The organism is Aquimarina rhabdastrellae, assembly GCA_947387485.1.
Taxonomy (GTDB): Bacteria; Bacteroidota; Bacteroidia; order Flavobacteriales; family Flavobacteriaceae; genus Aquimarina.
Genome location: CANDNT010000001.1, coordinates 568,489 through 584,209, shown reverse-complemented (window position 1 = coordinate 584,209; position 15,721 = coordinate 568,489). Strand labels below are relative to the sequence as shown.

16 protein-coding genes are annotated in these 15,721 nt (G+C 30.2%); 11 read left to right on the top strand and 5 right to left on the bottom strand.

Features of this window, described 5'->3' with window-relative positions; genetic code table 11:
- Positions 1 to 169: 169 nt before the first annotated feature.
- Positions 170 to 682 (top strand): hypothetical protein, encoded by a 513-nt coding sequence (locus ACYEKI_RS02610; RefSeq protein WP_459209599.1) that lies wholly within the window; start codon positions 170 to 172, stop codon positions 680 to 682.
- An 83-nt stretch (positions 683 to 765) separates the two neighbouring features.
- Here the strand turns inward: ACYEKI_RS02610 and ACYEKI_RS02605 are convergent, their stop codons facing one another.
- Positions 766 to 1,254, bottom strand: coding sequence for a hypothetical protein (locus ACYEKI_RS02605; protein ID WP_459209598.1), 489 nt, complete (start codon positions 1,252 to 1,254; stop codon positions 766 to 768).
- Positions 1,255 to 1,286: 32 nt separating this feature from the next.
- Positions 1,287 to 1,757, bottom strand: a complete 471-nt coding sequence (locus ACYEKI_RS02600; protein WP_459209597.1) for a DUF1842 domain-containing protein — start codon at positions 1,755 to 1,757, stop codon at positions 1,287 to 1,289.
- 363 nt (positions 1,758 to 2,120) lie between these two features.
- Between ACYEKI_RS02600 and ACYEKI_RS02595 the strand changes: the two genes are divergently transcribed.
- The 10 genes from ACYEKI_RS02595 to ACYEKI_RS02550 all read left to right on the top strand — a co-directional run bounded on the left by ACYEKI_RS02595 (position 2,121) and on the right by ACYEKI_RS02550 (position 11,797).
- Positions 2,121 to 2,888, top strand: a complete 768-nt coding sequence (locus tag ACYEKI_RS02595) for a YwqG family protein (RefSeq protein ID WP_459209596.1) — start codon at positions 2,121 to 2,123, stop codon at positions 2,886 to 2,888.
- An 18-nt stretch (positions 2,889 to 2,906) separates the two neighbouring features.
- Positions 2,907 to 3,362: a hypothetical protein gene (locus ACYEKI_RS02590; RefSeq protein WP_459209595.1), complete on the top strand. Its 456-nt coding sequence runs from the start codon at positions 2,907 to 2,909 to the stop codon at positions 3,360 to 3,362.
- A gap of 103 nt (positions 3,363 to 3,465) precedes the next feature.
- Positions 3,466 to 6,531, top strand: coding sequence for a VIT domain-containing protein (locus ACYEKI_RS02585; RefSeq protein ID WP_459209594.1), 3,066 nt, complete (start codon positions 3,466 to 3,468; stop codon positions 6,529 to 6,531).
- Positions 6,532 to 6,583: 52 nt separating this feature from the next.
- Complete coding sequence (locus ACYEKI_RS02580; protein WP_459209593.1) at positions 6,584 to 7,309, top strand: helix-turn-helix transcriptional regulator; 726 nt, start codon at positions 6,584 to 6,586, stop codon at positions 7,307 to 7,309.
- 270 nt (positions 7,310 to 7,579) lie between these two features.
- Positions 7,580 to 8,047 carry a GyrI-like domain-containing protein gene (locus ACYEKI_RS02575; RefSeq protein ID WP_459209592.1) on the top strand — a complete coding sequence of 156 codons (468 nt, stop codon included), beginning with the start codon at positions 7,580 to 7,582 and terminating at the stop codon, positions 8,045 to 8,047.
- 5 nt (positions 8,048 to 8,052) lie between these two features.
- The gene (locus ACYEKI_RS02570; protein WP_459209591.1) at positions 8,053 to 8,424 is read left to right on the top strand and encodes a DUF1801 domain-containing protein; all 372 of its coding nucleotides are present in this window, start codon (positions 8,053 to 8,055) and stop codon (positions 8,422 to 8,424) included.
- A 37-nt stretch (positions 8,425 to 8,461) separates the two neighbouring features.
- Entirely contained in the window at positions 8,462 to 9,355 is an 894-nt protein-coding gene (locus tag ACYEKI_RS02565) for a helix-turn-helix domain-containing protein (RefSeq protein WP_459209590.1), read from the top strand.
- Positions 9,356 to 9,380: 25 nt separating this feature from the next.
- On the top strand, positions 9,381 to 9,632 hold the full coding sequence (locus ACYEKI_RS02560) for a hypothetical protein (RefSeq protein ID WP_459209589.1): 252 nt from the start codon (positions 9,381 to 9,383) through the stop codon (positions 9,630 to 9,632).
- Positions 9,633 to 10,014: 382 nt separating this feature from the next.
- The gene (locus ACYEKI_RS02555; RefSeq protein WP_459209588.1) at positions 10,015 to 11,205 is read left to right on the top strand and encodes an alpha/beta hydrolase-fold protein; all 1,191 of its coding nucleotides are present in this window, start codon (positions 10,015 to 10,017) and stop codon (positions 11,203 to 11,205) included.
- Positions 11,206 to 11,269: 64 nt separating this feature from the next.
- Complete coding sequence (locus ACYEKI_RS02550) at positions 11,270 to 11,797, top strand: hypothetical protein (protein ID WP_459209587.1); 528 nt, start codon at positions 11,270 to 11,272, stop codon at positions 11,795 to 11,797.
- A gap of 74 nt (positions 11,798 to 11,871) precedes the next feature.
- Here ACYEKI_RS02550 and ACYEKI_RS02545 read toward each other — a convergent pair whose 3' ends face one another.
- The 3 genes from ACYEKI_RS02545 to ACYEKI_RS02535 form a co-directional block, all read right to left on the bottom strand.
- Positions 11,872 to 13,965 (bottom strand): glycoside hydrolase family 97 protein, encoded by a 2,094-nt coding sequence (locus ACYEKI_RS02545; protein WP_459209586.1) that lies wholly within the window; start codon positions 13,963 to 13,965, stop codon positions 11,872 to 11,874.
- Positions 13,966 to 14,265: 300 nt separating this feature from the next.
- Positions 14,266 to 14,910 (bottom strand): hypothetical protein, encoded by a 645-nt coding sequence (locus ACYEKI_RS02540; RefSeq protein ID WP_459209585.1) that lies wholly within the window; start codon positions 14,908 to 14,910, stop codon positions 14,266 to 14,268.
- Between the two features lie 125 nt (positions 14,911 to 15,035).
- Positions 15,036 to 15,674: a peroxiredoxin-like family protein gene (locus ACYEKI_RS02535; RefSeq protein WP_459209584.1), complete on the bottom strand. Its 639-nt coding sequence runs from the start codon at positions 15,672 to 15,674 to the stop codon at positions 15,036 to 15,038.
- Between the last annotated feature and the right edge of the window lie 47 nt (positions 15,675 to 15,721).

The following is a 15,721-nucleotide window of genomic DNA, read 5'->3' as shown; positions in this document are numbered from 1 at the left end:
TTGTGGTTTTTGAAAAAACATATTTCATGTTATGGCACATAAAAAACCGTAAAACACAAAAAGTGAAACCATAAAAAAGCAGTTTATTTAAGATTTGTTTAACATTTAAAACATAAGAATAACGTTATATATCTGTTTAGTTTTACATTCTAAAAAAACAACAAAAGTTATGACTCAAATGAATTCCGTTTTAAAACATTACTTATTAGGTATATTTCTAATTACTGTGGCTTTATTTTCTACCGAAGCTAAAGCTCAACATATTTCAGAAAATGCAATTGGATTGCGAATAGGTTCACATGATGGTTTTGGTGCAGAGATTTCGTATCAAAGAGCTCTAGGAACAGACAATCGATTAGAATTTGGCTTAGCCTGGGAAGATGATGATCATTATGATGCGATTAGAGCACTTGGGTTTTATCAATGGGTATTTCCTATCAAAGGAAATTTTAATTGGTATACAGGACCAGGAGCAAGTATAGGGTATATCGATTTTGACGATGATTTTTTACATACCGAAGACAGTGAGGTATTTGCTGCACTTACAGGAACTATTGGTATAGAATACTATTTTGATTTTCCGTTGTTATTATCATTAGATCTACGACCAGAAATAGGTTTTGGAGATTATTATGATGACTTTGAGATTAATTTAGGAATAAGTGCCAGGTATCAATTTTAATACAGTAGCGTTTATTATAAAATAAAGAAAAGCGAAACCATAATTTGGTTTCGCTTTTGTATAATAAATAGTTGAAATATAACTTATGATGCAGTAGGATGATCATACTGTACACGACCAGTAAAAGCTCCTACAGTAATTACCGCATGGCAATTTGTTTCAAAAATATAATTAGGCTCAGGATTGAATCCAGGAGCAGTAAGTGGCCAATATAAATTGATATTACCTACAAAGCGATCTCCACAGTTAGTTTTGTGTAATAAATCGATTGCCTTATTAAAAGCTTCAGTAATTTGAACTTTGATACTGTCTAAAGGAATACCTCTAATTCCGTATCGTACAGGAATTTCTCTAGGACCTCCGATTAAGCGTTCTTGAGGACCAGGCCAGCTTAGATCACTAGTAAATACTAACCAAACTCTTCCGTTTGCTCCCGATGTATTTTCTACTCGGTTGATATCCTCTAATACACGGAATTCCCCGTTTTCAGAAAAATAAGTGGATTGCATTAATGGCGCAAATGTAGCTCCTTCTTTAGTTCCTTGTTGTTGTTCTAATGTTGTAGTACTCATGATTATATAATTAAGGTTTGATTAATAGTTGTTTATTGCGCTACAGCTGCCTCTTCTGGAACTTCAACTGTTGAGATATTGGTAGCGATAACAGGTATGTTTATCATTTCTACCATCTGACCATCACGATCTCTGTAAGAATAGGTAGCAATACCTCTTTTCCAATCTTCGTCAAGTACCATACGTAGTTTTAAGTTGGCAGGAAAAAGTGGCGTAGGAACTCCCATCACTAATGGCCAAATTTCATTTTTTGGATAACCAGTAGCTGTGAGTAGAATACGACTATGTCCGTGCATTACGGTCATATAAGTAAACTCTCCATACAAATTACTTTGTACATCTAATGGTGGATTTGTAGATTGAGAAACTTGACTAGTACCTATTACTTCTCTGTTTAAAGTGTCAATAATAAGGTTAGTTGTTTGTGTTACACCACCACGAATACCTGGTATCCCGATAAAATAGCTAGCATGAATTACTTTTTGTTCTGTTGTAGTACTCATTGTTTTGATTTTTAAGTATTAATGTTTGATTTCGTTGTAATTGTAGGTTAAAATTACTTTGCTATAAGGAACAAAAACACAGGTGTAAATACTTGATTTTTAGTTAAATGTGTTTTTTAGTGTGTTTTTTAAGGAAAGCTGTTATTTTATTTATGGTAGTACCTTTTTTATCAAATTAAACCGTATAAATTAGGTTTAAAAGACATATAGAAATAGTGAGTACTTATCCAAAATTGAGGATTGATTTAAATAAGAAGTGGTGAATATTGATGGTGAAAGGGAGAAAAAAAAGAAAATGCTTGTTCAGGAAAGTTTAATGGAGGAACTTAGAGATTTGTAAATTAATCTAAAAGCGAATAATTAATGATACCCAAAATTCTAAAGAAATATGAAACAGCTTTAAAAGCTTATGAAAGAACTTGCATTCGTATTAAAGCTAATCCTCGAGAAGAAAATCCTTTAAATGATGATTTGAAACTGACAGAGAGTAAGTTTTTAGGAAAACCTTTTTTTCCTATTAATAAACAATATCCGAAAGATAAGAATGAAAAACCTATGGTAATGTTAGCTCAAATAAATTTTGAGGAAATACCTAAAATAGATTTTTTTCCAACTGATGGAATTCTTCAACTCTTTTTTTCGGCTACAGAGTGGTATGATGAAGATGTTAAAATAATATATCATGAAAAAGAAACTTTAAATGAACCTTCATTGAAAGACTTTTCTTTTTTAACGATTAAGGATTATGAAGAAATCCCTATAGATAAACTTCACAAACTTCATTTTGAAAAAGGAATAGATAAAGGGAGTTCAGAGGATTCTCAATTTGATTTTCTTTTCAATGGTATTGGTTATTGGGATTTTATAGAACAATTAAAAGAAGAAGAAGAGAATGAATTTAATAACTATTTTGATGCAACAGGTCATAAAATTGGAGGATATGCAGATTTTACACAATATGATCCTAGAGAATATAGTAAAGAGCAAGAAAATGATATTCAACTACTGCAAATAGATGTAGATGATTATATCATGTTTGGTGATAGTGGTATCGCTCATATTTTTATCGATAAAGAAAGCTTGATTAAAAAGGATTTTTCAAAAGCTTATTTTTATTGGGATTGTTGCTAATCTGATTAAATAGATTAAATGGAAAAGGTATTACCTAAGGGAATTACGGGGTTTTGGAGAATAGGTATATCTCCACCTCCGCAGATAGAAAAAAAAGAAATAGAAAGAATAGCTAGTGAATTTAAAAAGCTAAACTTGTATCGAAGAATAACTCTTTTAGAACCAAAAGTTGATAGTAATTATTATGTGATTTCATTGTTTTCAGACATAGAAAAACACCATATAGGAATTAATTCATGTTATCCATATTATTGTGGAATTAAAAAGGTCGATTTTCCTTTTAATGAATTTTATGATCTACCTAAGCATATTATTCAGGTAATAAATAAATATTTTGAATATTTATATGTGGATTTTTTAAATGAAAAGATAAAGAAAGAATATTTAGTTTTATTAGATAAATCTGAAATACAGCAAATAGAATATTGGGAAACTGAAACAATAGGAAATATTATCTTTAATAATTACGATTAAATAAAAGACAACTTCACACACTCAAAATACAAGTTTGCTCAATGGTACTTTTAAAAGACATAAGAATTACTGTATTTTAGAATAACCAAAAAACAGCAATCTTATGAAACAAGTATTACTTTTTCTTACCTTAATAGTAAGTAATTATATACAGGCTCAACTTACACCAAGAGTAACAATAGCAGAAGAGAAAGATCTAAAACTTACGCATCTTAAGGTTGCTGTAAAGATTATAGGTAATTATGCTACGACTACTTATGATATGAAATTCTATAACGAATTAGATCGTACACTCGAAGGAGAATTAGTATTTCCTTTAAGTGAAGGACAAACAGTATCTAAATTTGCAATGGAGGTAGGAGAGGAGTTAAGAGAGGCAGTTGTTGTAGAAAAAGAGCAAGCTCGTGTTGCATTTGAAAGTACGGTAAGACAGAATATAGACCCTGGGTTATTGGAGAAAGTCCAAGGAAATAATTATAAAGCTCGTATTTACCCTATACTACCTAAAAGTTATAAACGTATTGTACTTACCTTTGAACAAACATTACATACAGTAGAAACTTCTCAGGTATATGAACTTCCATTAGGGATAACAACTCCTTTAGAACATTTTAAACTAGATATACAAGCATTTACAAAGGTTAAACCTAGAATAGAGAATAAGAATTCCTATGATTTGGTATTTAAAAAAAGGAAAGAAGTATATCAAACTAAATTATCGAGAGAAAAATATAATGCTAATAAACCTATTGTAATCAAAATAGATAAGGATTCAATTCAGGATGAAGTATTAACTTATGGTGATTATTTCCATTTGTATAAAATATTACAACCGCAGACAAGGTTAAAAAATAAACCTAAAAAGATTACGATATTATGGGATGCTTCATTTTCTATGAAAGATCGCAATCTAGATCAAGAATTAGAGTTATTACATGATTATTTTCAATACTTAGCAAATGTTGAAGTGCGATGGGTCACTTTTAGTAATAAAAAACAGCAAGATAGAATTTATACTATAACTAACGGAAATTGGGAACAATTAAAAACTCAAATAAAACAAGTGGTTTATGATGGAGGTACTTCGTATGAGGTTTTTAAGGATTTAAAGATAACTACAGACGAGATATTATTATTTACAGACGGATTATCAAATTTAGGTGCTTTTAGAGCAGAAAATAAGAAACCTATTTATGCTATTAATACTGTAGTTTCAGCAGATCATAGTAAACTAAAAGAGATTTCAACAATTACAGGAGGAAATTATATTAATCTAATACGTAAATCTAGTAAAGAAGCTATAACACTATTAAAACGAGAAACATATCAATTTATAAGAGCAAAACATAGCAAAGTAATCAAAGAAGTTTATCCTAATCAACCAACAAATGTAGATGCTGATTTTACTTTAAGTGGTAAGTTTTTAAAAGAAGGACCCATAACTTTATATTTTGGATATCAAGGTAGAGTTACAGATAGTACAACAGTGATGATTAAGATTGGAGAAGGAACAGAAGAAGTAAAACGTTTATGGGCTAAACAAAAACTTAAGTCATTAATGAAAGATAAAATAGCTCAAAAACAAGCTATTATTAATTTAGGGAAACATTATCATTTAATTACAGCATATACTTCAATGATAATTTTAGATAGAATAGAAGATTATGTACGATATAGAATAGAACCTCCCAAAGATTTAAGAGCAGAATACAAAAGACGTATTGAAGCTATAACTGTAAATGAAATTAAAGAACAAGAAAGAATACAACGAAAGAGAAAGAATCTTATTAGGGATTACCTGGCGATCCAAAGTTGGTATGATTCAAATTATTTTGAAAAAAATGTTGAATCAGAACAAGATGAATTCTTAATAGGAGAAGATAGAGATAGTACTAATACTAGAAATAGTGTTAGAGATAATGCAAATACAAAAACGATAAGTGGTGTTGTTTTGGATGAGACAGGAGTAGCTTTACCAGGGGTAAATGTAGTGGTAAAAGGAACAACGATAGGTACACAAACTGATTTTGATGGACGTTATACGATAACAGTAATAGAAGGTGATGTTTTAGAGTTTTCTTATGTAGGTTTTAGTGCTATAACTCAAGCAGTGAGAAGAGAGAATACCCTGAACATTAGATTAAATTCAGCTTCGAGTGAATTAGAAGAAGTTGTTATAGTAGCTCAAGAGGTTAGAAGAGAAAAAAGAACTCTTGGTTATGCTGTTACTAATGAAAAAAATGAACAATCGATAACACTAAAAGCTTGGAATCCTAAAGTACCTTACATTAAGCTCTTGGCTAAAGAAAAATCAATTGCTAAAGCATATTATACATATAATAAAATTAGGATAGCGTATAATGAAATGCCTACATTTTATCTGGATGTTGCAGATTTCTTTGATAAGAAAAATGCACCAGATATAGCAATCATGATATTGACTAATCTTATAGAAATTGAATTAGATAATTATGAATTGATAAAAGCTTTAGGATATAAATTAACTTATTTTAAACAATATGATTTAGCTGTTAAAGCATATGAAAAAGTACTAGAATTAAGACCAGAAGATCCTCAATCATATAGAGATTTAGCATTGGCCTATGAAAAAGTAGGTGCCATACAAAAGAGTTTTGATTTATTATTTAAAATTTATAATGGTGAGTTATTAGAAAAAGAACAAAGTTTTAGGTTTCATGGTATTGAACAAATAGCATATATAGAACTAACACGATTACTCAATACCTATAAAAACAAATTAAAATTAAGTAAAGAACAAAAAGAAAACTTTACAGGATTACCTGTAGACATAAGAATAGTTATAGATTGGAATCACAATGATACAGATATTGACTTATGGGTTATCGACCCTAAAGGAGAGAAAGCTTTTTATAGCAATAAACTAACAAAAATAGGAGGAAGAATGTCTAATGATATGACAAGTGGATTCGGTCCAGAAGAGTTTATGCTTAAAAAAGCTATATCAGGAACATATAAAGTTATGGCTAATTATTTTGCAGATACAAAGCAGAAAATATCCGGACCTACTATTCTTAAAGCAACTATGTTTCTTAATTATGGTAAAGAGAATGAAAAAGAAGAAGTTATTATAATAAGATTAGAAGATGATAAAAAAGAAATAGAAATTGGAGAATTGTTTTTTGAATAAAATAGATTTTTTAATTAAAGAAAAACCATACCTTAATCTTTTTAAATAAATCATGTCAGCAGATAAACCTAGATTAGCACGTCTTACAGCAATCCTTATACAATTACAAGCCAATCGATTGGTTACTGCACGGGATTTGGCAGAAAAACATCAAGTAAGTATTCGCACTATTTATCGTGATATAAAAACGCTGGAACAATCTGGAGTTCCTATAATAACCGAAGAGGGTAAAGGATATACCATGATGGATGGATATACCTTACCACCTGTAATGTTTACCGAAGAAGAAGCTAATGCATTGTTAGTCGCAGAACACCTGATACTTAAAAATAAAGAAGCATCGTTAATCACTCAGTATACAAATGCAATTACCAAAATTAAATCAGTATTAAAGTCATCTCAACGTGATCAAATAGAGTTTTTAACCAAGAGAATCTACGTAAGAAATAATCTAGAAGAAGAAAAAACGAGTAATTACTTAATACAGATACAATCCTGTATAGCCAATTTTGAATTGGTAAACATGAGCTATAAATCATTAGAGGATATAGTTACAGATCGTATTATAGAACCATTTGCTTTATACACGACTCAAGAAAATTGGATATTGATTGCATTTTGTAGAAAACGAAATGATTTTAGATCCTTTAGACTAGATTGTATACAAAATATACAGCGGTTACACAGTTGTTTTGAACCACACCCCATGACATTACAAGAATACATGGAAGAATGTAAAAGAAAAACCTCTAATGCCGCATTAGAGGTTAGTTCTTAAAGTAAAAATTTAATTCAAACGATACTATTGTCTAATACGATTTCATAACTAATAGTATAATTCAACGCATATAACTGAGAAATGAAATATCTCGATGTAAAGATATAACTCAGCTACGGTATAGATATTATTTATACGTTATGTAAAAGTTAGATTTATGGTTTTTCCGTAAAAATTTTTTTAAAAAGAAAAGTCAAAAATTGTAAAATACCCCTGACATACTGTTGACACAAGGTCGATGTATTTTTGTACAGAATCAAAAAAGCAAATATGCAACATACAAAAATAGAGCCTTTTAAGGTTATTGGAATCACAGTAAGAACAACAAACGAGAATGGTAAAGCAGCTCAAGATATTCCAGCATTATGGAATAGATTTGTGAAGGAAAAATTGGTAAGACAAATACCCAATAGAATTGACGATACGGTATATGGAATGTATACAGATTACGAAAGTGATTATAAAGGTTATTATACAACTATCATCGGTTGTAAAGTAAGTGAGCTAGAGGAGATACCAGAAGGCATGGAAGGAAAATCTTTTGAAGGAGGAATGTATATAAAAATTACCGGTAAAGGTGACCTTAATCAAGGAGTCGTTTTTAATGAATGGATGAAAATATGGGAGATGGATAAGGAATTAAATCGAAGTTATACGGTAGATTTTGAAGTATATGATCAAAGAGCTCAAAACCCAAACGATGCAGAAGTAGATATTCTGGTAGCGGTAAAAGAATAAATCAAATGACTCAAGAACCAACTATATATTATACCCAACAAGAAGAACCTAATCGTAGTTGTTTATTGGCATTACGACGTATTATTCTTGAGCAGGATGATAATATTATAGAAACACAGAAGTGGGGAATGCCCTGCTTCTGTTATTACAAAAAGCCATTTTGCTATTTATGGATAGATAAAAAAACGAAAGAACCTTATGTATTAATGGTAGAAGGAACTCATTTAGAACATCCTAAACTCGAAGCTGGAAATAGAGCTAAAATGAAGCGTTTTAGTATAGATCCAAATAAAGATATTCCGATTGAAACATTAAAACAAATACTTCAAATGGGATTAGCATTGTATCATAAAGGAATAGTAAAATTTAAGAGATGATTTAAGCAATTAATGAATTAAAGGATAATATGTATTTTTGAGAAGAAACCGTATTAAAGCACTGGCTTTAATAATACCAATAAATAAGTTGAATCAAGAAACATTTATTACTCAAAAACCAAATAAAACGTTTTTACGAAACTATATTTCATATTATTATTTTCATGAAGCGTCCAAAGAAGCATCATGCAAACATATGGCGTTTTATCCCAATACTAAAAATGCGTTAACGATATATAAAAATTCCAAAACGGTATTTACTCCATTTCATGCCGAAACAGTTCCAGATAATGATTCAGCATTTAGCTTTATCTATTCGGGAGTGCAAAAAAGAGTAAGAACAGCAACGATTCATCCTCCGTTTAATAAGATAGGTATAGTATTTCAAGAACTAGGAATTAATCATTTTATAGAAGATACTTTATGTAATATAACTCAAGATACTGTAGACAAATCATTTAATTATTATGGTAACGAATTTACAGTAATATGTGAGTTAGTTTATGCCGCAACCACTATAACTGAAAAGGTGACTATTCTGGATGATTTTTTTGAAAGTAAATACAATGCATTTCAAGAAGAAGCTTTAATAAGATGTATAGCTCTGATATTAGATTCAAAAAAAATAACAGTACAAGAATTAGCAGAAACCACACAATTGCATAGAAAAACAATATTGCGTTTATTTAAAAAACACTTATGTTGTTCTACCAAAGAGTTTATAGATATCGTACAGTTTAGAAAAGCCTTAAACGATTATCTATTGTTTAATAAAGACGCTTCTTTTACAACAGTAGCCTTGGATAATGAGTATTATGACCAAGCACAATTTATACAACACTTTAAAAAACTTACAGGAATTAACCCTAAAGCCTTTTTTAAAGATGTAGTACATCTAGGGAGTGAAGATACCTTTTGGACATTTAAATAGAATTAAATACTATATAAATAAGAATATGTCAAAAATAGCTATAGAGATTACAAATAGACTGAATAAAAGAAAAGAAGAGTTTTGTACTTTTTATAATTCTGGAAATGCTTGGCAAACAGATTGGACAAAATTATTGAAAACGATTATTACTAAAATAGGACATGAAAAAGATTATTTTGTTAGTACGGGTGGTCTTAAAGGAATTGCTGATGAAGGAGAATGGTTATACGATTTAGTTTGGTCAAAATTAAATCATAGTGGAGAAAAACAACAATAATTGATATTCCATTAGTTTTAGAAAGTGAAATAAGTGCAAAGGGGTTTGGAGGTTTTAAAGTAGATTTTGATAAATTGTTTTTTGCAACAAATTCAACTAGAATTTTTGTAACAAAAAATAATAATGATACAATTTTGGATGAATGTATAGCTTATGCTAAAGAATCAGTGAATAATAATATTAACATTAAAAAAGGGGAGGGAGTTTATCTAATAATTTGGCAAGAAAATAAAGATTTAAGTTTTGAGTTAATAGAAATTTTAAAATAGAATTTAAAGAAAAAAACAAGGAGAGACATTCGAGTGATATGTAGTTTAGTGTCCCTTTTTACCAATTTTAAAATAGAGTAAGCCATTAATTTTGCTCAAAACAATTAAAGTATATGAGAGCAATAATAATTGCATTTTTTTGTCTATATGGTATATATGCCAATGCACAATCTTTAGAAGATAAAGTACACAAGATCACATCATCACATTTTAAAGAAGAACGTACCATTAAAGTTCACCTTCCCAAAGATTTTGATAATACAAAAGCATTACCAGTTATTTATGTTTTTGATGCACAATGGAATCCTTATTTTAAATTAACCAGTTCGATAATCGATTATTTAATTGAAATTAAACGATTGCCTAAAAGTATAGTAGTAGGTATTAATGCAGAACGAAGACAATATGAATTAACTCCAGCACCTGTAAACGAAAATTGGAAGATACCTAGTCTAGGAGGAGCAAAATTACTTGAAAATCATTTGCAAGAAGAAGTCTATCCTTTAATCAAAGAGAAATACAATGCAAATACGTTTAAAATAGCAATAGGACATTCGTTAGGCGGAACGTTTATTCTAAATAGTATTGTAGATCAACCAGACTTATTTAATGCTTATATAGCGATTAGCCCTAATCTACAGATTGATGACGAAGAGATTTTTCTTAAACTAAATAGAAACCTAAAAGAAATAATAAAGAAAGTTAAGTTTGTATTTACTACAATGGGTACAGATGGTAATGTAGATCAAATGTTTTTGCCACCAGCAAAAAAACTGGATTCGGTAATGAAACAACATAAATCAACTCATTTTGATTGGTATTTTAACACGTATAGAGGATTTGATCACGCAACAACACCTACAGAAAGTATACATAATGGATTACTAGAATTATCCAAAAAGTGGAAGATTTCACAACAGCAAAAACATGAAATATTACAATCTGCAAACGTAGCAAATGGTTTTAAAAGCTTTTATAAACAACTTTCTGCATGGACAGGATATGAAAACCAACCATCGATAGATGATTATCATGATTTTGGATCTTTTCTAGAAGAACAAAAGCAATATACTGAAGCAGTAACCCTATATACAATGGCAACAGAAGCATATGCTATGCAATCGCAATTTTATGATAAAATAGGTGTAAGCTTATCCAAATTAAATGAAAAAAAGAAAGCAAAAAAGTATTTTGAGTTGGCGTTAAAAAAACTAGAACAACAAAAAGAAGAAATGGCAAATGAAAATGCAGTAGCATATTATAAAAAGCTATATAAGAAACACCTAGATCAATTAAAAGAATAAGATTTAAGACCAACTATTTGAAATTTAAATAGAAAGAAGTATTATCGTATAAAAACGAATAGATATGGTTGAATTAGCTAGACATTGTCATTTATGCGATAATCAAATAGTAACATTACAAGAAGGAACTACCTGTAGTTTAACCAATAGAAAACCAGAATTTAACAGAATTTGTTCTAGAATAATATTGGATAAGAAACTAGAGCAAAAAATAATAGAGGTTAATGTTAAGTACCAACAAATTAAAAGAACACAAATAGAATCGTATTTTAATTTTGGGTTATTCTTTAGTATTAGTGTATTGATTATATATCTAGGATATTATATGGGTAAATATGCGTTTGAGGGAGGAATTATTTCTGTAGTGCCTCTTATTATAATGAGTATAAGTTTGGGTACATTAACAATGGCATTTGGTTCTTTAAATAGATATAATAGCGGAATAAAAATAGCAAGAGAGAATAAAAATAGAGTAGATGAGGTTGTAAAAAAATACGGAGTAACTTATGATATAAATATTGTATTTGATAAAAATGTTCATGGAACACAGCATATCAATTATGATTTAAATATTGATAAAAAAAGGCGCTAATAATTTTATAATGACACAAAAGAGCCAACGATACTTTTATCGTTGGCTCTTTTTATATAATATAAAGGTTAACCTTATTTTTTCTCAATCAAGCTAATTGCTAAACCACCTCCAGTTGCTAAGTGGAAAGTTTCTTTAGCGTTAGCATTTACTGTAATAGTTTCAATAGCGATACTTGTAGGGTTGTTATCCCAATGTGCATCTTTGCCATCTTTATAAACGATGACATTATAAGATTTGTTTGGGTCTAAGAAACTAAAATCAATAGTAATATCACGAGCGTTCTCATCTGTAATACTACCTAAGAACCAGTTACCACTGTTACGATCTTGACGAGCAATAGTAACAAAATCACCAACTTCTCCATTTAATACTTTAGTTTGAGACCAATCTACTGCTACATCACGAATAAACTGAAAAGCAGGTTGGTTTTCATAGTTTTCGATCAAATCACATGCCATTTGAATAGGACTGTAGATCACTACATATAAAGCTAATTGATGAGCTAGTGTAGTATTGATTTGATTTTTGTCTTTATATGGAGCTAATTTGATATTAAATACACCAGGAGTAAAGTCAATAGGCCCAGCAAGCATACGAGTAAAAGCTACTGTAGGTAGGTGACTAGGAGGGTTACCACCATCTGCAGACCAAGCATTAAACTCTTGACCGCGTAATCCTTCTCTAGAAATAGCATTAGGGTAAGTTCTACGAATTCCTGTTGCCTTAATAGGTTCGTGAGCATTAATAGCTACATTATATTTTGCAGCAGTCTCAAGTGCTCTACGATAATGATTTACCATCCATTGTCCGTGATGATATTCTCCTTTAGGAATAATTTTTCCTACATAACCTGTTTTTACAGAACGAATACCCAAAGTATCCATAAGCGCATAAGCTTTATCCATTTGTTGGTCATATGTTCTAGGAGCAGCAGACGTTTCGTGATGCATAATGATTTCAACACCTTTTTCTTTACTGTATTTTGCTAACTCTTTTAAATCATAATCAGGATAAGGTGTTACAAAATCAAAAACACCTTCGCGATCTTCAAAACCAATCCAGTGTTCCCATCCAGTATTCCAACCTTCTACAAGAACACCACCAATGTTATTTGCAGCAGCAAAATCAATATGTCTTTTTGTGTTTTCTGTAGTAGCACCATGTTTACCACTAGCCAAATCCCAACTAGATTTACCTAAGTGCATTTCCCACCAGATTCCAACATATTTCATAGGTTTAAACCAAGAAACATCACCTAGTTTATTAGGTTCATTAAGGTTAGGGATTAATTTTGAAGCGATTAATCCAGCAGCATCTTCACTAATTTGAATTGTTCTCCATGGAGTTTTAAAAGGCAATTCACGTTTTACTTTATACCCTAAACGATCAGAACCTACTAACTCACTAGTCATCGAAAGGTTTTTAGGATCAATTTTAAGCGTCATTCCTGCATAATCAGTAAGGTTTGCTTCATGAAAACTTAAATGCAAACCATCTTTTGTACGCATAGTAACAGGAGTGTTTACTGCGTTTTCTGGAATATAAGTTTGCCCCAAAGAAGGGTGATTAGCTTTTGATAAAGCATCGATAGCTGTAAAATCAGACTCGGTATATAAGTGTTCATAAATATCCCAATCACCAGGAATCCACCATGTTTTATGATTTCCTGTAAGATTGAATTGTGTATGTTCATCAAGAATAACAACTTCGTTAACACCTTCTTGTTTTGGGAATTCATAACGTAAAGCTACACCATCATCATAAGATCTAAAATAGACATTAAATAAGCGATGTGGAGCTTGTTTTTCCTTTAGGTGAACAACCATTTCGTTGTAATGATTGCGAACGTCTTTTTGTTCTCCCCAAGGCATTTCCCATGTCTCGTCTTGAGTAGTAGTTGTCGTATTAACAATTTCTAAATCTTTATTTAGAGAATTTTGATCTTTAAAATCAAAACTGATAGTCGAAGTATCAATAACGGTACTGTTTTTATGCGCAACGCTATATGCAGGAGAGCCGTCTTGTTGTAACCAAAAATCAATTTTGATATTTTTTGAAGGAGAATCAAGTGTGGTGTTAAATGATTTTTCCTCCTTTCCGCAACTTATTATTGTTAGCAAGGTTATCGTAGCTAACACTAGTTTTTTGAATCTAATAAGAATCATAGCTAGGGGTTTAAATTAATAAAAGTAAGATTCAAATATAAAATTATAATCAGCTTAAAATTGTTAAAAGTGATTTTGTTTAAGAGGATAAATGCATTTTTATACAATTATAAACAGTTGTGGTTTTTTATTGTAAGATTGACAACATTTTGAAAAAAGTAAAGTGTTTTTTTTATTAAAAATAAAAGTGAAATATTTTAATTGATTGTAGTACAATACAAAAGCCCCATTACTCAAACCATGCTTAAAAAATGAGTAATAGGGCTGCGAAAACTAATCTAATTCAAACTTATAAAACATCTAGTGTTTGTGATGCTTATGCTTTTTGTGATGGTGTTTGTGCTTGTGTTTGTGCTTGTGTTTTTTATGTTTATGATGATGTTTTTTATGCTTGTGTTTGCGGCGATGTTTTTTAGGATAAGGTTTTGGATAATAAACTTCATGAACTGCAGTACAATTATAAGAACCACAATAACCACAGTTTAAATAATAGACATTACCATCTACATATTTAATAGCCCCATTTCTATGGTAATGAATAAATAAGCCACCTATCTGTGATAATCGGTGTTTATGATAACGAATATCAATATTTCCAATTTTTCTTACGCGATAATGCTTATCGTATTTGATATAAATATTACCAATACTAATAATGTCGCCATGATGATTTGTAGTGATATGAAAAGGATCATAATATCTTCTTGATCTTACTCGAGTAGGAGCTTGAGGAATATCACTATATATTCTAGCATGAGAATGATATTCTGGAATTTGGAAATCAAAAGTTCCGTCAGCAAAAACATTAAAAATAACCTCATTAGTCATAAAAGAAACCGGAGTGTCTTTATATTGAGGATGATCGATAACAGTCGATGTATTTAGTGTAGCTGCATTACTATGTATAGTGAATAGTATACAAATAAAAAGTATCATTTTTTTCATAATCCATGAGTTTTATAATAAAACCTTAGCGAGCTCTTTTTGGTTTAATTGAGTTGACAGGTAATTCTCAAATCACGTGCCAAAAATGAGCAATGAATAAAAATGATACTTTATAAATAGTTAATCTATTGTAAAACAGTAAGTATGTTTTCTGGATCTGCTCTAAGCTTGTAATCTACATTGATGAAATCATAAATTACTTTACCATCGGTATCGATTATATAAGTAGCTGCAAGTGGTAATTCTTGAGAATTATCGCCATTACTTTTTATTAAATCAATTCCAAAATTTAAATACACTTCGATTAAATTTTCAGGAAGTTTAAAAACCAATCCCAGTTGTCTGGCTACTTGATTTGAAGCATCTGTTAAGATCTCAAAATCTAGAGCATTTTTTTCTGCGGTTGATAAAGAATTATCTGGAGTCTCTGGAGTGATAGCTATTAATTGTGCTCCTTGAGCTTTGATTTGTGGTAATGCTTCTTGTAAAGCTTTTAATTCCAGATTGCAATAAGGACACCAACCACCACGATAAAATGTAAGAACAATTTTGCCCTGTTGCAATAATTCATTAATATTAATAAGCTTTCCCTTACTATTAGGTAAACTAATTTCAGGAAGTTGATCTCCAGTTTTTAATGTACCATCAATAATGTTAATGTCAACAAGTTCTTGTGTTGCACTTTTCATTATTGTTTGCAATTCTTGTGGTATTTTTTGAGCAGATTGATCTGCATGAGCTTTTAGATCGGCTGTTAGCGACATAATTTTAGCATATTTTGGTTACTATATAATTAGCCGCTAATTACTAT